Annotated in this window: 20 protein-coding genes; 13 read left to right on the top strand and 7 right to left on the bottom strand. The window is 61.3% G+C overall.

Features of this window, described 5'->3' with window-relative positions; translation table 11 throughout:
* Positions 1-123 precede the first annotated feature (123 nt).
* A complete protein-coding gene (locus NH448_RS16460; RefSeq protein ID WP_083970645.1) occupies positions 124-1,389 on the bottom strand; it encodes a beta-propeller fold lactonase family protein in 1,266 nt (421 codons plus the stop codon).
* A 92-nt stretch (positions 1,390-1,481) separates the two neighbouring features.
* Between NH448_RS16460 and NH448_RS23565 the strand changes: the two genes are divergently transcribed.
* From NH448_RS23565 to NH448_RS16430, 7 genes are all read left to right on the top strand, one after another.
* Positions 1,482-1,604, top strand: a complete 123-nt coding sequence (locus tag NH448_RS23565) for a hypothetical protein (protein WP_287164521.1) — start codon at positions 1,482-1,484, stop codon at positions 1,602-1,604.
* Between the two features lie 307 nt (positions 1,605-1,911).
* Positions 1,912-2,943, top strand: a complete 1,032-nt coding sequence (locus tag NH448_RS16455) for a LacI family DNA-binding transcriptional regulator (protein WP_045994825.1) — start codon at positions 1,912-1,914, stop codon at positions 2,941-2,943.
* 673 nt (positions 2,944-3,616) lie between these two features.
* Positions 3,617-4,867: a Gfo/Idh/MocA family oxidoreductase gene (locus tag NH448_RS16450; protein ID WP_253029035.1), complete on the top strand. Its 1,251-nt coding sequence runs from the start codon at positions 3,617-3,619 to the stop codon at positions 4,865-4,867.
* A 129-nt stretch (positions 4,868-4,996) separates the two neighbouring features.
* The gene (gene araD, locus NH448_RS16445) at positions 4,997-6,724 is read left to right on the top strand and encodes an L-arabinonate dehydratase (protein ID WP_045994826.1); all 1,728 of its coding nucleotides are present in this window, start codon (positions 4,997-4,999) and stop codon (positions 6,722-6,724) included.
* A gap of 103 nt (positions 6,725-6,827) precedes the next feature.
* Complete coding sequence (locus NH448_RS16440) at positions 6,828-7,757, top strand: SMP-30/gluconolactonase/LRE family protein (RefSeq protein ID WP_045994827.1); 930 nt, start codon at positions 6,828-6,830, stop codon at positions 7,755-7,757.
* 19 nt (positions 7,758-7,776) lie between these two features.
* On the top strand, positions 7,777-8,559 hold the full coding sequence (locus tag NH448_RS16435; RefSeq protein WP_045994828.1) for an aldolase/citrate lyase family protein: 783 nt from the start codon (positions 7,777-7,779) through the stop codon (positions 8,557-8,559).
* Between the two features lie 61 nt (positions 8,560-8,620).
* Positions 8,621-9,385: an SDR family oxidoreductase gene (locus NH448_RS16430; RefSeq protein ID WP_157033130.1), complete on the top strand. Its 765-nt coding sequence runs from the start codon at positions 8,621-8,623 to the stop codon at positions 9,383-9,385.
* Here the strand turns inward: NH448_RS16430 and NH448_RS16425 are convergent.
* Positions 9,382-9,654 carry a hypothetical protein gene (locus tag NH448_RS16425; RefSeq protein WP_157033131.1) on the bottom strand — a complete coding sequence of 91 codons (273 nt, stop codon included), beginning with the start codon at positions 9,652-9,654 and terminating at the stop codon, positions 9,382-9,384. The genes NH448_RS16430 and NH448_RS16425 overlap by 4 nt on opposite strands.
* A gap of 83 nt (positions 9,655-9,737) precedes the next feature.
* On the opposite strand from NH448_RS16425, the gene iolD reads away from it, so the two are divergent.
* The 4 genes from iolD (at position 9,738) to NH448_RS16405 (ending at position 15,425) form a co-directional block, all read left to right on the top strand.
* Positions 9,738-11,588: a 3D-(3,5/4)-trihydroxycyclohexane-1,2-dione acylhydrolase (decyclizing) gene (gene iolD / locus NH448_RS16420; RefSeq protein ID WP_045994830.1), complete on the top strand. Its 1,851-nt coding sequence runs from the start codon at positions 9,738-9,740 to the stop codon at positions 11,586-11,588.
* A 67-nt stretch (positions 11,589-11,655) separates the two neighbouring features.
* On the top strand, positions 11,656-12,804 hold the full coding sequence (locus NH448_RS16415) for a Gfo/Idh/MocA family oxidoreductase (RefSeq protein ID WP_045994831.1): 1,149 nt from the start codon (positions 11,656-11,658) through the stop codon (positions 12,802-12,804).
* Between the two features lie 50 nt (positions 12,805-12,854).
* The gene (locus tag NH448_RS16410; RefSeq protein ID WP_045994832.1) at positions 12,855-13,763 is read left to right on the top strand and encodes a TIM barrel protein; all 909 of its coding nucleotides are present in this window, start codon (positions 12,855-12,857) and stop codon (positions 13,761-13,763) included.
* A 156-nt stretch (positions 13,764-13,919) separates the two neighbouring features.
* Complete coding sequence (locus NH448_RS16405) at positions 13,920-15,425, top strand: sugar porter family MFS transporter (protein ID WP_083970647.1); 1,506 nt, start codon at positions 13,920-13,922, stop codon at positions 15,423-15,425.
* A 136-nt stretch (positions 15,426-15,561) separates the two neighbouring features.
* Here NH448_RS16405 and NH448_RS16400 read toward each other — a convergent pair whose 3' ends face one another.
* Complete coding sequence (locus tag NH448_RS16400; RefSeq protein WP_045994833.1) at positions 15,562-16,830, bottom strand: Y-family DNA polymerase; 1,269 nt, start codon at positions 16,828-16,830, stop codon at positions 15,562-15,564.
* Positions 16,827-17,276, bottom strand: a complete 450-nt coding sequence (gene umuD, locus NH448_RS16395) for a translesion error-prone DNA polymerase V autoproteolytic subunit (RefSeq protein WP_045994834.1) — start codon at positions 17,274-17,276, stop codon at positions 16,827-16,829. The genes NH448_RS16400 and umuD overlap by 4 nt, the downstream gene beginning before the upstream one ends.
* Positions 17,277-17,701: 425 nt before the next feature.
* Between umuD and NH448_RS16390 the strand changes: the two genes are divergently transcribed.
* Positions 17,702-18,592, top strand: a complete 891-nt coding sequence (locus NH448_RS16390) for an AbaSI family restriction endonuclease (protein WP_253029034.1) — start codon at positions 17,702-17,704, stop codon at positions 18,590-18,592.
* A gap of 72 nt (positions 18,593-18,664) precedes the next feature.
* The gene (locus NH448_RS16385; RefSeq protein WP_083970225.1) at positions 18,665-19,762 is read left to right on the top strand and encodes an ADP-ribosylglycohydrolase family protein; all 1,098 of its coding nucleotides are present in this window, start codon (positions 18,665-18,667) and stop codon (positions 19,760-19,762) included.
* A 268-nt stretch (positions 19,763-20,030) separates the two neighbouring features.
* Here NH448_RS16385 and NH448_RS16380 read toward each other — a convergent pair whose 3' ends face one another.
* The 3 genes from NH448_RS16380 to NH448_RS16370 form a co-directional block, all read right to left on the bottom strand.
* Positions 20,031-20,330, bottom strand: a complete 300-nt coding sequence (locus NH448_RS16380; protein ID WP_083970229.1) for a DUF2442 domain-containing protein — start codon at positions 20,328-20,330, stop codon at positions 20,031-20,033.
* 179 nt (positions 20,331-20,509) lie between these two features.
* The gene (locus NH448_RS16375; protein ID WP_045991616.1) at positions 20,510-21,505 is read right to left on the bottom strand and encodes an ion transporter; all 996 of its coding nucleotides are present in this window, start codon (positions 21,503-21,505) and stop codon (positions 20,510-20,512) included.
* A gap of 156 nt (positions 21,506-21,661) precedes the next feature.
* A partial coding sequence (locus tag NH448_RS16370) for an ATP-binding domain-containing protein (protein WP_253029033.1) occupies positions 21,662-22,457 on the bottom strand: 796 nt, incomplete at its 5' end.

Raw genomic sequence — 22,457 nt, 5'->3', positions numbered from 1 at the left:
CCCCCATTTTAGCTACTTTACCTACCCGGCTGATCTGGCGATTTTGGTCAGCTTCCTGGCGAAGCTTTGTGGCATAGCTTTCTGCTCTGGTCGCCGCCCCCTAGTCCTTGTCCGAAAAGTCGCCTAGCCGCCCTGGGGCAGCGGGATGGTCACCAGCCCGTAGGAGTGGACTTCGGCACTGCCGGGATAGGCATCGACCACGCTCAGGCTGCCGTCATCGTGCTGGATCTCGAACACCCAGGTCTTGCCGGTGTTGCCGCTGATGATGTTGACGTAGTTGCCGTCGGCGCTCAGGTCCATGTCGGCGAAATACTCGTTGTAATCCTCGGCGCGGTAGGCGGCTTCTTCCAGCAGAGCGATGCTGCCGTCCTCGGGATCGACGCTGAAGGTCGACAGGCTCGAGGTATGGGAGTTGGTGGTCCAGGCGTACTTGCCGTCTTCCGAGGTGGTGACCCAGCAGGCGGCCTGCTCGCCACCCCAGATGTCGTCGCCAGTCATCACATCCGCCGACACCAGGGTCAGCTTGCCGTTCTCGTCGATGTCGTAGGACGACATGGAGCCGGTCTGGCCCTCGTATTCCTGCAGGAAGGGATACTTGGCCTTCGATTCCTCGGAGGACGGGTGGAACTGGTAGCCCTGGGTGATATAGCGGGTTTCGGTCACCAGCAGGGTGCTGTGACCGTCCGGGCGAGTGACCAGCTTGGTGCCGATGGGCAGGGCGAAGAAGCGCTCCTCGCTCAGGTGCGGCGACTCGAGGCTCGAGATCGGCTCCTGCGACAGGAGGCCTTCGTCGTCCACTGCGTAGACATGCACCATGCCGGTAAGAAAGCCGACAAGCGTCAGGTACTTGCCGTCCTCGGTGAACTCCATGCTGACCGGAGAATCGTCCAGCGGCCGAACGGAGTCGGGGATCTCGGTCAGGTTGCCATCGCCATCGATGGTAAAGCCCTTGATCACCCCCGGCTCATCGTTGGCACCATCGGTGCTGGCGACGTAGACGATGTCGCCATGGCCGTCGATGGCCTTGGGTTTGGCGCCGCCGGCATCCACCACATTGTTGAGCGTCAGCGTCAGGTCGTCTTCGACGTGAAGTGACGACAGGGTGCCGTCGCCGACGTTGGCCACCAGTACGTTGCGGTTGTCTGCCGAACGCCACACGCCGTAGGCCGAACCGAGCGGGTCGAGGCCGCCATCCATGCCGTTGCCCGTGCCGCCGGTGGTGTACTCGCCGACTTTCTCCAGGGTGCCATCGTCAAACTGGCGCCAGGCGATCAGCGAGTTCTCGTCGGCGTTGTTGGTGGCGACGTAGACACCACCCGTCACGTCCCTGGCCATGGCAGGCAGGGAAACCGAAAGCAGGACGAGGCCCATCAAGACTGGATTTTTCATAGCGTACCTTGGTCAGTTTTTGCTTTTCTTGTGCCGCGATGCCGGCAGATCCAGGCATTCAGGCTAGTCGTGGTTTATGTAGGTGCTCGCCGGTGAGTCCTTACGCCTACCAGGGCAAGCAGCCCAGGTCAGCTGGCTCGCGCCATGGCCTCGACGGCGTCGCCGGGATCAGCGTGCACGTCATTCAATTGCCATCGTTGAAGTTGCCGGAGTGAGAGCATCTAGCAGAAACTGTGCTTTAAAGAATCGTTGTTGAGATAAAGCTTAGGCAAGATTGCGCCGCAATGATGCAGGTGACTGTCGTCAAACGCGCGTGCAACAATCGGATTTTCTGCTGGCAATCCAGGCTGCTGGATTTCAAGGTGAGCCAAGGTGTCCATCAAGGGATTCGCCAGTGCAACGAGGCGGTGCGCAGTTCGGCGACGGTGTGCGACGCTCGAGACGCTGTAGAATGTCGCGAGGGGCCTGAAGTCGCCGCGGTTGGGTGATCCGAGGAAGCGAGCTCGCAAAGGAGTAGTTGGCATGACGAAAACGAGCGACCGGTCGCCGTCGGGGCGCGTCACCATCACCGACGTGGCGCGCGAGGCCAGGGTGTCGATCGCGGCCGTGTCACGCGCCATGAATCCCAACGGCAGCAGCTCCCCCGAGATGCGCAGCAGAATCCTCGCGGTGGCAGACAGTCTTGGCTACAAGCCGAACCGCCTGGCACGTGGCATCAAGTCGCGCTCCAGTCTGATCGGCATCCTCGTCACCAACTTCGAGAACCCTGCCTATCTCGCCATTCTCAGCGAGTTTTCTTCCGCCATTCAGCGCTACAACTGCCACACCTTGTTGATCAACGTGAATACCGCCAAGAGCATCGAGGAGGCCGTCTCCCTGGTGATGGAGTATCACGTGGATGCGCTGATCGTGACGTCCGCCTCGGTGCCTGCCGAACTGGTCGAAGCCTGCGAGCAGCACAGGACCCCGGTGGCGGTCTTCGGGCGCGATGCGCCGGATTCCGGCGCTCTGGTGGTGACCTGTGATGACGAGGAGATGGGGCGGATGGCGGCGGATCACCTCCTGGACAGCGGCTATTGTCGACCGGCCTATGTCGGAGCCTCTTCCAACGAGCAGGCCACCCAGGATCGCCTGCGTGGTTTCTCGCAGCGACTCGAGCAGCGTGGACAGCGTCTGCATGGCCATGCCGAAGGCCTGAGGCACAGTTACGAGGCAGGCTACACGGCCACCTGCGAGCTGCTGAACAGCACCCCCGGTATGCCCGACAGCATCTTCTACTTCGATGACATCATGGCCTGTGGTGGGCTGGATGCGATCCGCCATGACTTTTCGTTAAGGGTCCCTGACGACGTCGGCGTGGTCGGCATCGATGATATTCAGTTTGCCTCCAGTCGGTCGTTTGACCTGACGACCATTCGCCAGCCGTTCAGTGACATGGTGGAACGGACGGTGGCGGGGCTTTTCGAGCGTGTGCAGCGGCCCGCCGTGTCAGCCGATCGCGTCCTGTTGCCCTGTCATATTGTCCAGCGCAGCACGACCCGTCGCATCACCTGAGGATGCCATCTTTCCCGGTTGTCCGTGGGCAGGCGGGATGGCTGATTGAGTGTGCGTCGATGACTTGAACAGTTGGCGATATCTCTGAGTAAGGCCTTCGCTTTTTCTCGCTTCTGGTAGTTGCAGCCAATCCCGTCATTTCATGAACTCTCCTTTTTGCCGCCACTGAGCAGGGCGGTGTCTCGGCGGTGAGCCCTCAGCCTGTACGCAATGGATGATCGCGCTGAATCATGTGGCGTCGAGGGAAGTGTGTTGCACGCTCCGTGTCGACGACATTGGTGTCCTTGTGTTCGGGTATCGCTTATCCAGGTGTAAATGTAATCGCAAAATTTTTTGAAGAGATTTCCTTTTTATGTAAGAGATCGCTTGGCCTGGTCCGTGTTAATCGAGGATGAACGAGCCGATACGATGAGTTTTTCGTGAATTAATCCTTGGTATAAATCGCGATGAAAACGTTTTCAAAAGCGTTTTTGATGCGCTAGCCTCGGTCCACATGAAGGAGGGCGCCGATACCAGTTCCATCGATACCAGGTGTCGTCCACTCCAAGCTCCAAGGCTCGAGTGTCTGCCATTCAGCATCGATAAAGTTGATCGATAAAGTTAGTCGATAAAGTTAGTCGATAGCGGCGCTCGATAAAGGCTTTCGGTAAAGGTTCTTGAAAAGGTTCAACACATGACACAGCGACCGATGTCTGACGCCTGCGATACCTCGGCCCAATCTTCCTTGCCGATGGCAGGGCAAGCCTCGCCGCAGGCATCCGGCGAAGCCGGGGCAGCCCGTCCACTGCGGCTGGCGATGATCGGTGGTGGCGTTGCGTCGTTTATCGGTCAGGTTCACCGGGCGGCGGCGCAGATGGATGGGCGCTACCAGCTGGTGGCAGCGGCGCTGTCGTCGAACGCCGACCGTTCGCTACAACAGGCACGGCAGCTGGGCGTTGCGCGTGGCTATGGCGACGGCGAGACGCTGTTGCGCGAGGAAGCCGCCCGTGAGGACGGCGCCGAGGTTGTCGCCATCCTGACCCCCAATGACTCGCACTTTGCGCTGGCAAGACTGGCGCTGGAGCTGGGTTTTCACGTGGTGTGTGAAAAGCCGCTGACCAATAGCCTGGCGCAAGCGCGGGCACTCGAAGCCTTGGCGAAACGAGGCGAGCGATGCTTCTGTGTGGCCTACGGCTACACCGGCTACCCCATGGTGCGTCAGGCCAGGGCCATGATCGAGGCGGGGGAACTGGGCGAGATTCGACAGCTCCAGTGCGACTACGTCCAGGGTCACCTGGCCAGGATGAGCGATGCCGAAGTGGCGGGAGAAGACTGGCATATGCAAGCCGCCGTCGCGGGCGAATCGTTGATCCTGGGTGACATCGCCACCCATGCCTTCCACATGCTGGAGTACGTTTCGGGGCTCAGTACCCGTGAAGTCAGCGCCGATGTGGTCGCAGTGGTGCCCGAGCGCACGGCCCATGACAACGCCAACCTGATGCTGCGTTACACCAATGGCGCCAGGGGCATGATGTGGATCACCCAGGCGGCTGCCGGCGCCGAGCATGGCCTTTGCTTTCGTATTTTCGGCAGCAAGGGCGGCCTCGAGTGGCACCAGGAAAATCCCGACAAGCTGCTGTTCCGACGCCTGGACGACGCCCCTCAATGGTTGTCCAAGGGCGCGCCAGGACTGCACCCGGCCTCCCGGCGGGTATCGAGTGTGGCCTTTGGTCACCCGGAGGGCTACCGAGAAGCCTTTGCCAGCCTGTACAGCGACCTGTTCGAGGTGATTGATGCCGCGCGTCATGGGACCAGAGCCGACCCCCTGGCGTACTGGTATCCGGACCTCCGTGCGGGGGTGCGCGGGGTGGAGTTCGTGGCGACAGCCTTGGCATCGACCAATGCCAATGGGGAGTGGGTGGCGATGCCAGCAACATCCCCCTAGGCATTTGGCTTCGATACCCCATCAGGGGCTGGATGTAACGCCGCCCCGTACGGGATGGCGGTGGTGACACAACAATAACCGGCAGGACGGCCAAAGTGGTGAGGCTGAAGTGTGGCTCAGGAGAACGCAATGCACGCGAAAAGTGTGGATGATCTGCGCAGTAATCGCTGGTTCAAGCGGGATGATCTTCGTTCATTCGGACATCGTTCCCGAGTGAAGCAGATGGGCTATTGGGATGAGGAGTTCGTCGGCAAGCCGGTGATCGCCATCATCAATACCTGGAATGATCTCAATACCTGCCACTCCCACTTTCCCGAGCGGGTCAAGGATATCAAGCGCGGGATTACCGCCGCCGGGGGCTTTGCGGTGGAATTGCCAGCGATATCGTTGGGCGAACAGCTGATGAAGCCCAGCGCCATGATGTATCGCAACATGCTGGCCATGGAAGTGGAAGAGCTCTTGAGAAGCTACCCGGTGGATGGCGCCGTGGTCATGGGCGGCTGTGACAAGACCACCCCTGGCGTGCTGATGGGCGCCATTTCGATGAATCTGCCGACCATCTACGTACCGGCCGGTGCCATGCTGCGTGGCAACTTTCGCGGGCAGGTGCTGGGTAGCGGTACCGATGTCTGGAAGTACTGGGACGAGCGTCGCATCGGCAACATCTCCCAGGCCGACTGGAACGACATCGAGAACGGTATCGCCCGATCGGCGGGGACCTGCATGACGATGGGGACCGCGGCCACCCTGATGTCGATCGGCGAGGCCTTGGGCATGAGCCTGCCGGGGGCCTCGAGCATCCCGGCGGTGGACGCCAACCATTCACGGATTTGCTTCGCCAGCGGCAAGCGGGCGGTGGACATGGTGTGGGAAGACCTCAAGCCCACCGACGTGATGAGCGAGGCATCCTTTGACAATGCCATCGCCGTGGACATGGCGATCGGTGGTTCCACCAACGCCATCATTCATCTCGTCGCCATGGCGGGGCGCCTCGGCATTCACCTGCCGATGGAGCGCTTCAACGAGATATCGCGACGCGTGCCTCTGGTGCTGAACCTCAAGCCATCCGGTGAGTTCCTGATGGAGGACTTCTTCTACGCCGGGGGACTGCCGGCGCTGATGTCGACGATCGGCGAGGAGCTGGCGCTCGATGCCATGACCGTCACAGGCCGCCGCCTCGGCGACAATATCGAGGGGGCAAGGGTCTGGCGACCGGAGGTCATTCACTCGCTTGAGGAACCGGTCAACAGTTCCGGCGGGACCGCCGTGCTAAGCGGCAGCCTGGCGCCCAAGGGCGCCATCATCAAGCCGACCGCGGCCGATCCGCGGCTGCATGTCCACCAGGGGCCGGCCTTCGTGTTCGAGACCATCGCCGAGCTCAAGGCACACATCGACGACGAGGATCTCCCGGTGACGGCCGACAGCGTCATCGTGCTCAAGAACGGCGGGCCGGTGGGCGGCCCTGGCATGCCGGAGTGGGGGATGATGCCGATCCCCGGCAAGCTGCTCAAGCAGGGGGTGCGTGACATGTTGCGCATCTCGGACTCCCGCATGAGCGGCACCAGCTACGGAAGCTGCATCCTGCACGTGACGCCGGAGTCGGCGGTCGGCGGCCCCCTGGCGGTGGTCAGGACCGGAGACATCATCTCGGTGGACGTGCCCAATCGGCGCCTGGACCTGCTGGTCGAGGAGGCGGAGATCCGCCGTCGCCTGGAAGACTGGCAGCCGCCGGCAGATCGCCATCCGCATGGCTATGCCGCGCTGTACAAGGCGCACGTGACCCAGGCGGATGAAGGCTGCGACTTCGACTTCGCCAAAGGGGCGCCCGGCAGCATTCCCGAGCCGGACATCTACTGAGCATGGGACAGCGTTCTTTACTTCGCCCGGTACGTCGTCCGGTACGTCGCCCGGTACGTCGCCCGGCGTGGCCGGAGGCGTTGCCAACAGAGGAGCAGGGGATATGACCAGCGTCGAAGTGCTGATCGAAAGTCGTGCCGAGCTCGGCGAATCGCCGGTCTGGGACGCCGAGACGGGGTGCCTGCTTTGGGCCGACCTCTACGCCCCGGCGATCGAGTCCTGGCGCCTTGCGGATGGTCATCGCCAGCGCTGGGTGTTGCCGGAAACCCTGGGCTCCTTTGGTCGTTGCGACGATGGCCGCCTGGTGGTGGCGATGCGCTCGGGCATCCATCTTTTCGAGCCGTCAAGCGGCGCGCTCGAGTTTCTCTGCTGTCCTCCCGGCGAGCCGCTGGCCGGCACACGCTTCAATGACGGCAAGGTAGGCCCCGACGGGCGTCTGCTGGTGGGGACCATGGACGAGCAGTGCAGGTCGCGCCCGCTTGGTTCTCTTTACAGCGTGTCCCGTTCGGGCGAGACCACACGTCTGCACCAGGGATTCATCGTTGCCAACGGATTGGCCTGGAGCGCCGACGGCCGCCGTCTCTACTTCAGCGATACGCGCCGCGACACCCTTTATGTCGCCGACTATTGCCTGGAGAGCGGCGCCATGGGGGCGCCCCGGGTCATGGCGGTGACCGATCCCGCCGTGCACGGACGTCCCGACGGTGGCGCCACCGACGTCGCAGGTGGGTACTGGAGCGCCGGTGTGTTCGGCGGCGTGCTCAACTACTGGGACGATCGCGGGCGTCTGGCGCGACAGGTATCGCTGCCATGCACGGGGCCGACCATGCCGTGCTTTGGCGGCCCGGACATGAAGACCCTGTTTGTCACCACCCTGCGCAAGGGACTGTCCGAGGCCGATCTGGCGGCGTTTCCGCTGTCCGGCAGCGTCCTTGCGCTGGAGGTCGAGGTGCCGGGTGTGCCGGTCTCGACCTTCGGCGGCGCGAGCCGACACGCCGAGCTGGCGCCGTCTTCCCCTCCGGCATTCTTGTGAGCCCTATACGGAGCAGAACATGAGAACCAATCGAATTCTGTCGCACATCAAGGAAGGCACGGGCGTGGTCAATGGTTGGCTGTCGTTGCCCTGCGGTTTTTCTGCCGAGGTCATGGCCCACCAGGGCTGGGATAGCCTGACCATCGACATGCAGCACGGGTTGATCGACTACCCCCAGCTGGTGGAGATGTTGACGGCCATTTCGACCACCCCGACGGTGCCGCTGGTCAGGGTGCCGAGTCTCGAGTCGGGGCTGATCATGAAGGTGCTGGACGCCGGGGCCTACGGTGTCATCGCCCCGCTGATCAACAGTGCCGAGGATGCGCGGGCACTGGTGGCGGCCTGCCGCTATCCGCCCCTGGGTGTGCGCAGCTTCGGTCCCCACCGCGCCATGCTCTATGCCGGTAATGACTATGTCACCCATGCCAACCACGAGCTGCTGGTGCTGGCGATGATCGAGACCCGGGAAGGCGTGGCGAATCTCGAGGATATCCTCGCGGTGGAAGGCCTCGACGGTATCTATATCGGTCCCGCGGATCTGGCACTGTCCCACGGCAAGACGCCGGGGTTCGACCATGACGATAGCGAACTTGACGCCATCATTCAGCGGTTGGTCGATGGCTGTCGCCAGCAGGGAAAGATCGTCGGTATCCATAACGGCAGCGCGGCACACGCCCGCGAAATGCTGGCCCGTGGATGCGATCTGGTGACGGTGTCGTCGGATGCGCGAATGCTGGTGGCAGGTTCGAGCAGCATTCTGCAGGAGATGCAGCGCGAGGCGACGGGAAAGGCAGGTTATTGAGAGCCTTAGGTGTCGCAGATGAAGCAGGACAGAACATCCAGGTGATGTGGAGGGTTTTCGATTGGACAGCTATGCACGGTATCCGAGCCTCGAGGGGCGCCATGTGTTCATCAGCGGTGGGGCGTCCGGTATCGGTGCCAGCCTGGTCGAGCATTTCTGCGAGCAGAAGGCCTGCGTCAGTTTCATCGATATCGACGAGCAGGCGGGATCACTACTGGCACAACGACTGCAGCGCCAGGGCGGCCAGGTGGCGTTTACCCGCTGCGACGTGACCGACATCGAAGCGCTGCGGGCGTCGATCGCGCAGGCGGCTGGCGCGTTCGGCCCGGTCGAGGTGCTGGTCAACAATGCGGCGCGGGACACCCGTGTGCCCTTGAGTGAACTGGACGTCGACACCTGGGACGACCTGCAGGCGACCAACCTGCGCCACGCGGTGTTTGCCTGCCAGGCCGTCTTCGCCGGCATGAAAGCGGCCGGGGGCGGGTCGATCATCAACTTCAGCTCCCCCAGCTTCATGCGACGTTCACGGGATATCTGTGCCTACTCCAGTGCCAAGGCGGCCACGATAGGGCTGACCAGAACCTTGTCCCGGGACATGGGCGACGCCGGCATCCGCGTCAACACCGTGCTGCCAGGCTGGGTGATCACGGAGCGGCAGAAGTCCCTGTGGTGGAGCGCGGAGCTCGAGCAGCAGGTGCTCGAGAATCAGAGCCTCCACCAGCGCGTCAAGCCAGAGGATATCGCCCGGATGGTGCTGTTTCTTGCCGCAGACGACAGCCAGATGATCAGCGGCCAGACCTTTATCGTGGATGGTGGACTGGTCTAGCCCAGGAGCGCCTGGCACGGGTAGCGGGTTAGCCACCGGCTGACGGATTCGCGCAGAGCGCCAGGGCCAGCACGCAGAGGGCAAGTGTCAGCCTCTCTTTTTTGACGACGAATGAAAACGTTTTCATGCAGTGCGGCAAGCAGTGCGGCAAGCAGCGCGGCAAGACATGGTGCGGTGAAGGTCTGCAGCGGGTTTGCGCTGTCGGTGACCGCAGCGAGCGATCGCAATGAACGCTCACAGCGAGCGATCACAGTGAACGAGATATTCATGGGCCAGTCGTCAGCGTCCGGAAGACGGAATTCATCCGTTCGCCGGTACTTCGATGCAGCCTTCGGGATGACGGGAGAAAGAAATGAAGACGACAAGATTGACGGTGTCCGAGGCCATTGCCAGCTTTCTGGCGGCCCAGAAGGTCGAGCGGGACGGACACATCGATACGCTGTTTGGCTGCGGCTTTGCCATCTTTGGTCACGGTAACGTGACCTGCCTCGGCCAGCAGCTCAACCGCATCCAGGACGTGATTCCGTTGTGGCGGGGGCAGAACGAACAGTCGATGGCGATGGCGGCGGTGGCCTATGCCAAGGCCAATCGGCGCGAGCGGATCGGCATCGCCACCACCTCCATCGGGCCGGGCGCGACCAATATGATCACCGCCGCCGGCATCGCCCACACCAACCGCCTGCCGCTGTTGATGCTGGCCGGTGATGCCCACACAAGCCGTCTGCCGGACCCCGTGCTGCAGCAGGTCGAGCACCCTCATCAGCCGGGCTTGAGCGTCAATGACGCCTTCAAGCCCGTCACCCGCTACTGGGATCGCATCACCCACCCGGCGCAGATCATCCAGTCGCTGCCGGCGGCGGTGGCAACTCTGCTGGACCCCGCCAACTGCGGGCCGGTGCTGATCTCGCTGCCCCAGGACGTGCAGGGGCTGGTGTATGACTACCCCGAGGCGCTGTTCGAGGAGCGCGTGCACCGAATTCGCCGCCCGGAAGCCGACAGCCGCAGCATCGACGAGGCCATCGCCTTGCTGAAGAAGGCCGAAAGGCCGCTGATTCTGGCCGGTGGCGGAGTGCACTACTCGAAGGCCAACGAGCGCCTGGCGGACTTTGCCGTGCGCCACCGCATCCCGGTGGTGGAGACCATCGCCGGTCGCGCCTCGCTGCTGCAGTCACACCCCTGCAACGCGGGACCTGTCGGCGTCACCGGCAGCGACTCGGCCAACGCCCTGGCACACGACTGCGATCTGCTGCTGGCCGTGGGCACCAGGCTTCAGGATTTCACCACCGGGTCATGGTCGCTGTTTCGGCATCCGGACCTTGCCATGGTGTCGCTCAACGTGGCACCCACCGATGCGTACAAGCATCGGGCGCTGGCGGTCGTCGGTGATGCCCGGCACAGTCTGGCGCGGCTCGATGACGCTCTGGGCGACTGGCAGGCAGACGCCGCTTGGCTGGACAGCGCACAGGCGCTGGCGGCCGAGTGGAAGGCGCTTTGCGCTCGGCGCGGCGAGATCACGCCCGGCCAGGTGGCGTCCTACGCCCAGGTGGTCGCCGCAGTCAATACGGTGCAGCAACCGGGGGACACCGTGCTGACCGCCGCCGGCGGTCTGCCGGCAGAGCTCAACATGAACTGGCAGAGCCGTCAGCTTGGCAAGTTCGACATCGAGTTTGGCTATTCGTGCATGGGCTACGAAATCGCCGGCGGCTGGGGTGCCAAGATCGCCAACCCCGACAGCGATGTGGTGGTGCTGGTCGGTGACGGCTCCTACATGATGCTGAACTCCGATATCTACAGCTCGGTGCTGACCGGCCACAAGATGATTGTGGTGGTGTGCGACAACGCCGGTTACGCGGTGATCGACAAGCTGCAGAACAACAGCGGCAATCCCTCCTTCAACAACATGCTGGCCGACTGTCGCAGTCAGGCAGATGAACTGGTGCGCGTCGACTTTCTCCAGCATGCCCGTGCCCAGGGCGCCCATGGCGAGCACCTTGGCGACATCGCCGACTTCCGCGCCGCCTACGAGCGTGCCCAGGAGAGCCCGCGTACCTACGTCATCGTGGTCGATATCGATCCCACCAAGTGGTCCTCCTGCGACTGCTGGTGGGACGTGGGACTGCCGCAACAGGTGCCCGATGGGGTCGACGCCGAGCGCGTCGCTGCCATGGACGCCGGTCGTGTCCACCAGCGTCGCGGTATCTAGCCACGTCACCGAGCCAGGGCGTGGCCCTGGCTCGGTGACATGCCACTGACTCACCGGAGAACAACCAATGTTCAACGAGGAACACCAACTTACCCCGCTGCGCTGGGCCATGGTCGGCGGCGGTCGGGGCAGCGAGATCGGCCATGCCCACCGGGCCGCGGCACAGCGCGACGGCCTGTTTCAGCTGGTGGCCGGCGCCTTTGACCTGGACGCCGAGCGCGGGCGCGACTTCGGCACTCGCCTGGGTGTCGACGCCCAGCGCTGCTACCCGGACTACGCCAGCATGCTGCGTGCCGAAGCGGTACGCGACGATGGCATCCAGGCGGTCAGCATCGCCACCCCCAACAGCACCCACTACGCGATAGGTCTTGCTGCCCTCAAGGCCGGGCTGCACGTCATCTGCGAGAAGCCGGTGACCTTCACCGTCGCCGAAGCGCAGCAACTCAAGGCCGAAGCCCAGGCGCGGGGGCTTGTGTTTGGCGTCATGTATGGCTACAGCGGCTATCCCATGCTGCACCAGGCCCGGGCCATGGTGCAGTCCGGCGAGCTGGGCGACATACGCCTGGTCAACATGCAGTTTGCCCACGGCTTTCACAGTCAGCCGGTAGAGCAGACCAGCAGTGGCGCCAAATGGCGCACCAGTCCCGCGGTGTCAGGCCCGACCTACGTTCTGGGGGATCTTGGCACCCACACCTTCCACCTTGGCCAGTTCATCACTGGGCTCAAGGTCGAACGGCTGCTGTGTCATCGCCAGAGCTTCGTGGCGACCCGGGCACCGCTGGAGGACAACGCCCAGGTGTTGTTGCAGTACCAGAGCGGCGCCGTGGGGTCGCTGTGGGCCAGTGCCGTCAATGCCGGCTCCATGCATCAGCAGAAGATTCGCATCGTCGGGGAGAAGGCCAGCCTCGAATGGTGGGACGAATATCCCAACCAGTTGCGCCACGAAGTGCAGAACCAGCCGGTGCGCATTCTCGAGCGTGGCATGGGCTATCTGGCGACCGACGACCCTGGCGTGGCCTGCAATCGTATCGGCGGCGGCCATGCCGAGGGCTTCTTTGAATCCTGGGCCAACCTCTACCACCGCTACGCCATGGCGATGCACGGCGCTGCTGGCGGCCTGTGGTATCCGGACATCGACGACGGCATCGAAGGCGTGCGCCTGCTCGAGTGCTGCGTCGAGTCCGCCGACAACGATGGCGCCTGGGTGGCGTTCTAGCCCTTCGTTGCATCGCCAAGCACGCCACCAACAACCTGAGGACCACCAAGATGCAGATCAAGCTTGCCAATGCCCCCTGTTCCTGGGGCATCGAATTTGCCGACAACCCGGCCAATCCCCCCTGGTTCACGGTGCTGGACGAACTGTCCGGGGCCGGCTTCAACGCCACCGAACTGGGCCCTTTGGGCTACCTGCCCACGTCTTCGGACACGCTGGCCGAGGCGCTTGAGCAGCGGGGGCTTTCGCTGGTGGCCGGCACCATCTTCAAGCACCTGCACGATCCCGAGCAGCGACAGCAGATCCTCGATTACACCCGGGCGACCTGCGAGGTGCTTAAACCCCAGCAGGGTAGCTACATGGTGATCATCGATCACGTCAGCTCGCCACGTACCGATCAGGCGGGGCAGCAGGCCTCGGCCACCCGACTGAGCGACGTCCAGTGGGCGGAAATGATGTGCACCATTCGTCAGGTGGCCGAGATCTGTCACCAGTATCAGGTGATACCGGTGCTCCATCCTCACGCCGGCAGCTACATCGAGTACCGCGATGAGGTCGACCGTGCCATGGCGGAGCTCGATCAGGACCTGGTCAAGCTGTGTGTCGATACCGGCCACAGCCTGTATGCCGGCATCGATCCCGCCGAGCTGATTCGCCACTACGGAGAGCGGGTCGTCTACATCCACTTCAAGGATGTCCAGGCCACAGTGCTTGAGGATGTGGTGGCCCAGGGCACCGACTTCTACCGCGCCATCGGTCAGGGCGTGTTCTGCCCACTGGGCCAGGGCAGTGTCGACTTCGATGCCGTGCGCGAAAGCCTGGCCGCCATCGGCTATCAGGGCTGGATCACCGTCGAGCAGGACGTGGATCCGACCAGGGACAACGATGCCCTGGATAACGCCCGCGAGAGTCGCGAGTTCATCGAGCGCCACATTCTGCAACAGGGTTTGGCCGAGGCCTGATGGACAGACTCCTCCCCGTGGCCTGGGCGGCCTCGGTGGGGGGCAGGGGCTCAGCCGTGTGTACGTCATCCGCCAGCGAGATCGGGGTGTGACGTCTTGTCATGCCTGCGCAAGCAGGACTCTTGGTACTACAACAACCTTCAACGAGAGGTCACCATGCCCACGTCACACGATGGCAGCGCCAGCGCTGCCCCTTCACCGGCCGGCGTGTCACCACCGGCCAGTCAGCAGCAACAACTGACATCCACCCAGCTGGTCTATCTGGTCAAGATCATCCTGGTCGCCGCCCTTGGCGGCATGCTGTTCGGCTATGACACCGGGGTCATTTCCGGCGCCATCGGTCCCATCGCCGAGTACTTCGATCTTTCACCCGCCGCCAAGGGCTGGGCGGTATCGTCGGTGGTCATCGGCTGCATCGGCGGTGCTCTCATCGCCGGTTGGCTTTCGACCCTGTACGGCCGCCGAGCGGTCTTTCTGCTGTCTGCTCTGATGTTCACCGCCTCGGCCTTTGGTTCTGGTCTTGCCGGCACCTTCGAGAGCTACATCTGGTGGCGCATGGTCGGTGGCGTGGCCGTCGGCATGGCCAGCGTCATCGCGCCCATGTACATCTCCGAGATGTCACCGGGTTACCTGCGCGGGCGTACCGTGAGTCTGTTCCAGCAGTCGGTGGTGTTCGGCCAGATGGTGGTGTTCTTCGTCAATTACTTCATCGCCAAGGGGATGGCCGAAACCTGGATACTGAATTTCGGCTGGCGCTGGATGCTGGGTTCGGAAGCGGTGATTTCGATTCTTTTCGCGGTGCTGGTTCCCTTCGTGCCCGAGTCACCACGCTGGCTGGTGCTGAAAGGGCGGATCGACGAGGCGCGACGGGTGCTGGGACGCTTCTATCGTCCCGAGGCCATCGAGCAGACCCTCGGTGATATCCAGAAGTCGTTCGAGCGTGGCCAGACGAAACGCAAGGTGTCGCTGCGCGCCAAGGGCACCTTCGGTCTGGTGATGATCGGTGTCTTCATCGCCGCCGCTCAGCAGCTGACGGGCATCAACGTGGTGATGTACTACGCGCCTGACGTGCTGTCGTCGGTGACCGCCAGCAACGAGGATGCGCTGCTGCAGACGTCGATCATGGGGGTCACCTTTGTCGGCGGCAACCTGTTGGGGATGCTGTTGATCGACAAGGTCGGCCGTCGCCCACTGCTGGTGGCGGGTAGCCTCGGCAGCATGGTGGCCATGACCTTCCTCGGCGTTGTGATCGCCGGAGGCGAGGCCGGGCCGGGCGCACTTATCGCGCTGATCGTCTACGTGGTGTCCTTCGCCATCTCCTGGGGCTGCGTGTGCTGGACGCTGATCTCGGAGATCTTCCCCAACGCCATCCGCGCGCGGGCCATGTCGTTGGCGGTGGCAGCGCAGTGGTTCATGGGCTTCATGGTCACCCAGACCTTCCCCATGCTGCGCGAGAATGCTTTCCTCAATGAGCTGACGGGGGGTGGCTTCAGCTTCTGGTTGTATGCGGTGCTGACGCTGATCAGCCTGCTGGTGGTCCTGCGCTACGTGCCGGAAACCAAGGGCAAGACGCTGGAGGAGCTGGAAGACATCACCGCCACACGTTTGAGCAAGCGGCGTCGCGAGCTGACCAGGCAAGGCAAGAGTGTCACCTCGGAGTAGTCATCCTTTCACCAGGCCGTAATGGCTGATCGTCACCGCTGCCCCTGCCCCCGTGATACACGTGGCCAGGGGCAGCGTCGTGTTGGCGGGGTTGACCGGCAGGGCCAAGGGCATGGCGTGACGCCATCGTGTGTGGCTATAGCCTGGCGATCGGCAGTTCATCCCAGCGGGTGGTGTAGCCTGAGGTGCGGTGTTCGCACTTGAGCTGCCAGGCCGCGTCCACGCTGGTCTTGCCAAGGCTCAATGCACCACGTCCGTGCTTCTGGTTGATCGCGTCCAGGGTGTCCATCAGGCGTTGATTGCGCGCTTGTCTGGCGTCGTCGACGGCAAACAGATCCTGCTGCAGGCTTGCCTTGTCGGCGAGGTCGAGCAGCATCACGCCGGCCTTCATGTACTGGTGGCCTGGGCGATAGATGCGCGCAAGCGCCCGGGTCGCGGTTGCCACGATCTCGAGGCTGTCGTCGCTGGGACGCTCCAGCGGAACCACCAGCGAAGGATGGTGCTGGGGCAGATCCTGACGATGCTTGTTGGTCTTCAAAAACACCAGCAGCGCCCGCGCCACGCTGCCCTGACCACGCAGCTTTTCAGCACCGCGGCCGGCATGGGCGCGCACTGCCTGACGCAACTGCGCGAGATCATCGGTGGGCCGACCAAAGGAGCGGCTGGTCATGATCCGTTCGCGCGGGGCGCCGACGTCGTCGAGGCGGATGCAGGATTCGCCGCGAAGTTCGCGTACCGTGCGTTCCAGCACCACGCTGAAATGGCGGCGGATATGCTTGGGGTCGGCTTCACGTAGCTGCCAGGCGGACTCGATGCCGAGCTGCCCAAGCCGGGCGGCGGTGCGCCCGGCGACGCCCCAGACCTCGGTGACCGGCAGGCGTTGCAGCAGCGCCCGGGTTGCCGCCGAATCGGCCTCGAGCACGTGGACGCCGTCTGCGCGGGGATCCTTCTTGGCCTGGTGGTTGGCGATCTTTGCCAGGGTGCGGCTGGTCGCCACGCCGACGCCGACGGGAATGCCGGTGTGGCGCATCACCGTGTGTCGCAAGCGCCGGCAGTGGGCGTCCAGCCCGGCGGGTGCCATGCCCGCGAGGTCGAGAAAGCACTCGTCGATGCTGTATACCTCGACGGCGGGAGCAAACTCCCGCAGCGTATCGACCACCCGACGCGACATGTCGCCGTAGAGCGCATAGTTGCTCGACAGCAGGATGCACTGCCTGCGCAGCGCGCCCTCGATCTTGAAGGCAGGCATGCCCATGGCAACGCCGAGGTCCTTGATCTCCTGGCTGCGGGCGATGACGCAGCCGTCGTTGTTGGACAGCACCCCCACAGGCTTGCCGCGAAGCGAGGGGTCGAAGACCCGCTCACAGCTGACGTAGAAGTTGTTGCAGTCGACCAGCGCGATCACCGCGCGACTCCCGCTGCCAGGGCGTGGATATTGTGGGTGACCACGCCCCATAGGTCGCAGTCGCGACCGTTGAGCGGAATCGGCGCGAAGGCCTCATTGGCCGCCAGCAGGTAGGGTCGATTGCCGATATAGCCAAGCTGCTTGCAGGTCAGCTCACCGTCGACGCTGGCGATCAGCACCGAACCGCTGCACGGCTCCAGCGAGCGATCCACGATCAGCAGATCCCCGTCGAAGATGCCGAGTCCCTTCATCGACTCGCCCTTGGCGCGTAGATAAAAGGTGGCGCTGGGGTGGGGCACCAGATGCGCCACCAGATCGAGCTGTCCCTCCAGGTAGTCATCGGCCGGTGACGGAAAGCCCGCGCGAACCTCGGTCGCCGCCAGCGGCAAGGCGGTCCTGGGCGCGTGCGGATCGACCCGCCCCAGCACCTCCACCTCAAGACTCATGGCACAGGCTCCCGTCGTTGCCATAGGCGCTACACGAAAGGGTTCGCCAAACAAGGGAATAGTCGTCGCGCATGGGGGCCTCCTGAATCGCAGAAACTGTTTGGATATACAGTATCAGGAGGTGCATGGCTGCGCCAGCACAGGAGGGCGGGGGCAAAGTTGGCTTGGTGAGCGAGATGGGGTTGGTTGGATTGGGAGTAGGGAATTGGAAGGTGGATGACGAGGTTGGTGGGGCTGTCGGTAATAGTTGGTACTCTTGCACGAACTTATGGATTGTGGCTTAGACAAGGCAACGGTTGAAGTGCGTTTATATAGGTAAACGGGAATTTAACGTATAGTAAAATAAGTGCTGTTACCCTCTGATGTATGTGATATTTTTATATCTAGAATAATTGTTATGATGATTAAAAGGTTTGGTGGATTTGATGGCAAAAGAACTTTCTAAAGCTGACTACATTCTTAGGAGTCTGCAGAAAATATCCCACAAAAGATGGGAGCTGTACATTGTTTCTCGAATAATTCATAAAATTGATGATGACGTTGAATTCGTATGTCAGCAGCTTGTATATCGGCCAGAGGGCTATCGCGCCTTGACTGATATTTATTTTCCTCAGTTCAATCTGCATCTGGAGATTGATGAAAAGCATCACACAAACCAAATTTCTGAAGATGTTGAGAGAAGTGATGATATTGTTTTAGCTACAGGACACGAAATTCATAGGATAAAAACGTATGGCGATGAAGGGATGTTTAAAGACATTTCTATTGTTGCGGAAGAAACTGATAATTTCATCGATAAACTGAACAAAATTAAAGAGATTGGTGTTGACAACGGCACGTTTGTTCCTTGGGACTGGGATTTCGCTTATTCTTCACGGAGATGGATCAATCAAGGATACTTGGACGTTGCCGATAATCCTGTTTTTCGAACGCAGGCAGAAGCCTTGAGATGTTTTGGTTTTAAAGGTAAAGCACTGCAGCGTGGCGCTTGGGGGATACCTGATGGTAGTACCGATGTTGTATGGTTTCCCAGACTTTTTAGACATGGTATGTGGCACAATAAAATAACAAAAGATGGTGAGCGTATTTACGAGTGTGCTGAAAATCTTGACGGGAAAAAATCTATTGAGACTCAGTTGATAGACGCTGAGAGAAATCCGGAAAGAAAAACAATTGTTTTTGCCAAAGCTAAAGACTCCTTGGGAAGAAACCTTCTTCGGTTTGTTGGTACATTTAAATTAAATATTGCAAGATCGACGGAGGATTGTATTGTGTTTGATCGTATAGGTACGAGGGAAAAAGTTCGATTTTTGTGAATAGGTGATTTTTGATTCTAAAATCAACCATTCTGTTTTAGTGTTTTTGATTTTTTTGGTGTGATTGTGGATATGAAAAATAAAACTCATGAAATAAGACAAAAGTTCGTTGGTTGCCTACTAGGGGGCGCTGTCGGTGACGCACTTGGCGCTCCGGTAGAGTTTATGACTCATGTTGAGATTGTCTCTAAGTTTGGTGAGTCTGGTATAACTGAGTACGTGCCGTGTTATGGTGGTATAGGTCGAATTACTGATGATACCCAAATGGTATTGTTTACTGCCGAGGGGCTGCTGCGCGGTCATGTACGGGGCGCCAGACGTGGGATATGTCACAGAGCCAGTGTAATCTCCAGTGCTTATGAGCGCTGGCTTTATACACAAGGGTATCGGTCGCGAATGGAAACAGGAGAAGACTGGCTCACTAGTGGTTGGTTAGCCGGACATGCAGAATTACAAAATCAACGTGCGCCGGGTCGTACTTGTATCTCGGCATTGCGATCGATGGAAAGATATGGCGCTTCAGCTAAGAACAACAGTAAAGGCTGTGGTGGACTCATGCGAGTGGCGCCATGTGGACTTTTCATTTGGCCTTCTACGACTGGCAGCGATGCTTTCCATCTGGGTATGCAAGCCGCGAGTATTACTCATGGTCATCCCAGCGGCTATTTGACTGCTGGAGTGCTGTCGGAATTAATCTTGCATCTTATCAATGGTAAAGGTCTCAGAGATTCACTTGGCAAAGTGAAGGAGGCACTTGTGGCATATGAAGGGCACGAAGAGACGCTTGATGCTCTGGAAAAAGCTGAAGCGTTGGCCGATATTTCGAGTAATCACTTCGAGGCTATTAGTAAGCTGGGACAAGGGTGGGTAGCAGAAGAGGCACTTTCTATTGCTGTCTATTGCGCCTTGGGTGCCAAAGATCTCCGCCATGGAGTCTGCCTTGCAGTTAATCATGATGGTGACTCTGATTCTACTGGCGCCATTGCTGGCAATCTATTGGGCGCCATGATGGGGGTCTCGGCCATCCCGGAGAGTTGGTTGGAACCGCTAGAATTACGGGACGTGATAACTGAAATGGCTGAGGATTTAGTGGATAGCAATGAATGGGACTTGGATGATTTTGGCGGCGTCGACAATGATTGGGTATGGAAAAAATATCCGGGATATTGACAGCTTCGACAACAAGCGTTCAAGAAACTAGTCCATTGATTTCTTGGTGACGCCATCTTGCTTGCTGACTCGTCGTGTCGATTGGCTTGCGTCCTAAGGCTGAATTTCGGTCAATCGATGCCTTTTCTACCGAGCACCGACAGGTACTAAATGTTGAATAAGGTCTGCGAGTATGCCAGTGACTGCTTAATTGTCGGGTCCCGGATGTTTGTTAATGACCGTTTCACCGAACCGTCCGCGGGCGCCCCCTTTGGCGCCATCCTTTAGCTCAGGAGGGGGAGCCAAATTGGCCTTGCAGGAGGGCGGGGACGTAGAGGTCAGCATCGAGTTGGGGCCAATGAAGGCCAAGCCCGGTGGGAGAAACCTCTATGTCGGCCAAGGCTTCTGGAGTGGCGTCGGTGAGACCTTCCACGAGGTGCGGCGGAATCGCGAGCTCAAGCCCTGAGTTCAGATGAATGATGACGCGATGGGTGCGACTGTCGTATCGCGCGGAAACAACGTGGGCGTGACCGCGTGCACAGGCCATGCGGGCCTTTGCCTGCCTGACGTCATCTTCAGTAATGGCCACGTGTCTCTCCCCGTTCGCAGGTGTCTCCCTCCGTGCAGTCATCGATTGTGCCACCATCGCATTCCACAGCATTAGCCGTGGTTGTGCCGTCTAGCTTAGCGACCGCAGATCCATCGCAAAGAATATGCGAGACCTGAATGCCCAGTGGGCCACAGGGCTCCCCCCGTGGCCCGCTCCGTTCACGCGTACTTGTCGTGCCAGCGCTTGACCGCGATACGTTCCTTGAGCAGTTCCAGCATGTCGACCAGCACCTGTTCGGTGATCTGTTCGGTCTCGGGGTCGGTACGCAGCCAGGCGTCGAAGCCGCTGTCGGCCATATGTTCGACCAGCGAGGAGAACTCCCTGGACTTGAGACCGTTCAGGGCTTCATCGACCAGGTGGCAGGCGAGGTCGGACATCGATGACTCCAGGCCCTGGGTGAGCTGGGAGCCCATGGGCAGGCGCTTGAGTCGCTGAAGCTCCGGCGTTTCGGCCAGGGTGCGGGCGACCAGGCCGCGCACGTAGGCCAGCGTCGCGAAACGGTTGTGGTGGGCGATGTCGCCGACCATGGTCTCGAGGCGTTGGCTGACTTCCCGCACCAGGGCTTCCTTGCGCGGCGTGACGATCTTCTCGATGGCCGGTGAGGCCAGGCCGTCGCCGCTGGTGAGTTCCTCCTGGACGTTGTCGAGCAGGCGGATGGCGATACGATCGGTGAGTTCCTCCATCAGGATGTCGGTGTACTTGGCGACAACCGAGTAGAGATACCAGCGACGCACGTCGATCAGTCCCAGGCGGTGCAGGCGGTGCAGCAGCGAGATCACACGCAGGATACGCAGCAGGCGGAAGCCGGCGAGGGGAATACACCCCAGCACGTCGTACCAGTGCACGAAGGGGTAGAAGAACCAGCGGTGGTAACGGCGTTGGTAGATGGCGACGGCCCAGCCAAGCAGCACATCGAACAGAAAGACGGCGACGAAGGCCAGGTCGATGCTGAAGAAGTTGGCATGGATATGCCGGTCGTAGGCGCCGTGAAGGCCAGGTGCCGCCGCCTCGAAGGCGGCGTTGAGCGGTGGCAGCAGAAACAGGCTGTCGAACAGCAACAGCGCCAGGTTGGCGATCACCAGCGCGATGATGAACAGGTCCCACACCAGATGAGCCCGCTCCAGGGCGGGCGAGGTCGTGCGGGTGGCGGGCATGAGTCCTCCTTGGATGCGTGTGACACTCCATTCTCCACCAGCCTAGAGCGTCCTGGCGTTGGTCGCATCCCCACTTCGCCTTGTGCCAAAGCGTCGTTGGCGCTGTGAGGACGCGGCTTTCTGCTGATAGGCAGTGCGACCGGGACTTTGCAGGGCTTATGTTTCGGGCGACTGAAATAGCCGGCTCTGACGCGCAATCCGTCGTTCGATGGCCTTGGCCAGCACCACATCGCTTGCGCTGAGCAGGGTGAAGGTCTTCTTGGCGCGGGTGACGGCGGTGTAGACCAGTTCGCGGGTCAGGATCGGCGACAGGGTGTCCGGCATCACTAGGGCGGTATGGACGAACTCCGAGCCCTGGGACTTGTGCACCGTCATCGCGAATACCGTCTCGACCCGCTGCAGCCGGCTGGGCAGCACCCAGCGGATACCGCCCTGACCGTCACCGGCAGGAAAGGCCACGCGCAGGGTGGTGCCGGCCTCGGGGTTGGCGAACTCCACCGGCACCTTGAGGGCAATGCCGATATCTCCGTTCATCAGCTTGAGCGCGTAGTCGTTGCCAGTGACCAGCACCGGGCGGCCTTCGTACCAGTGGGTGCTGTGATCCGGCTTGTCGATCAGTCCGGCCCGCGCCAGCGCCTGCTCGATGCGCTGATTGAGCGATTCGACCCCGTAGTGGCCGGCGCGCAGCGGCGTCAGCAACTGGAACTGGGCGTGGGCCTCGAGGATGGCAGAGGCCCAGCGGTCCCACTCGGCTCGCTCGGATGACAGCGACGGGCGTGGCCGCAGCAGGCCGCTTTGCTCGAGTGCGCCAGCTTCCGGGGTGTCGGGACGCGGGGTGATGGCACCCAGATAGAAGCGATAGCCCCAGGCCGCGTCCTGGCCTCGGCCATCCAGCGCCAGGGTCATCAGGCGCCGCTCGTTGGCGCGGGGCAGGGCCTGGCGCTGCGCCTGG

This window comes from Halomonas sp. OfavH-34-E (assembly GCF_024124525.1).
GTDB classification, from domain to species: domain Bacteria; phylum Pseudomonadota; class Gammaproteobacteria; order Pseudomonadales; family Halomonadaceae; genus Halomonas; species Halomonas litopenaei.
Note: the sequence above shows the minus strand (reverse complement) of the source record. Positions and strands in the feature narration are given on the sequence as shown.

Coding starts and splice junctions, on each gene's coding strand:
- NH448_RS16460 (WP_083970645.1), bottom strand. CDS start 1,389: ATGAAAAATCCAGTCTTGATGGGCCTCGTCCTGCTTTCGGTTTCCCTG.
- NH448_RS16455 (WP_045994825.1), top strand. CDS start 1,912: ATGACGAAAACGAGCGACCGGTCGCCGTCGGGGCGCGTCACCATCACC.
- NH448_RS16450 (WP_253029035.1), top strand. CDS start 3,617: ATGACACAGCGACCGATGTCTGACGCCTGCGATACCTCGGCCCAATCT.
- araD (WP_045994826.1), top strand. CDS start 4,997: ATGCACGCGAAAAGTGTGGATGATCTGCGCAGTAATCGCTGGTTCAAG.
- NH448_RS16440 (WP_045994827.1), top strand. CDS start 6,828: ATGACCAGCGTCGAAGTGCTGATCGAAAGTCGTGCCGAGCTCGGCGAA.
- NH448_RS16435 (WP_045994828.1), top strand. CDS start 7,777: ATGAGAACCAATCGAATTCTGTCGCACATCAAGGAAGGCACGGGCGTG.
- NH448_RS16425 (WP_157033131.1), bottom strand. CDS start 9,654: ATGAATATCTCGTTCACTGTGATCGCTCGCTGTGAGCGTTCATTGCGA.
- iolD (WP_045994830.1), top strand. CDS start 9,738: ATGAAGACGACAAGATTGACGGTGTCCGAGGCCATTGCCAGCTTTCTG.
- NH448_RS16415 (WP_045994831.1), top strand. CDS start 11,656: ATGTTCAACGAGGAACACCAACTTACCCCGCTGCGCTGGGCCATGGTC.
- NH448_RS16410 (WP_045994832.1), top strand. CDS start 12,855: ATGCAGATCAAGCTTGCCAATGCCCCCTGTTCCTGGGGCATCGAATTT.
- NH448_RS16405 (WP_083970647.1), top strand. CDS start 13,920: ATGCCCACGTCACACGATGGCAGCGCCAGCGCTGCCCCTTCACCGGCC.
- umuD (WP_045994834.1), bottom strand. CDS start 17,276: ATGAGTCTTGAGGTGGAGGTGCTGGGGCGGGTCGATCCGCACGCGCCC.
- NH448_RS16390 (WP_253029034.1), top strand. CDS start 17,702: ATGGCAAAAGAACTTTCTAAAGCTGACTACATTCTTAGGAGTCTGCAG.
- NH448_RS16385 (WP_083970225.1), top strand. CDS start 18,665: ATGAAAAATAAAACTCATGAAATAAGACAAAAGTTCGTTGGTTGCCTA.
- NH448_RS16375 (WP_045991616.1), bottom strand. CDS start 21,505: ATGCCCGCCACCCGCACGACCTCGCCCGCCCTGGAGCGGGCTCATCTG.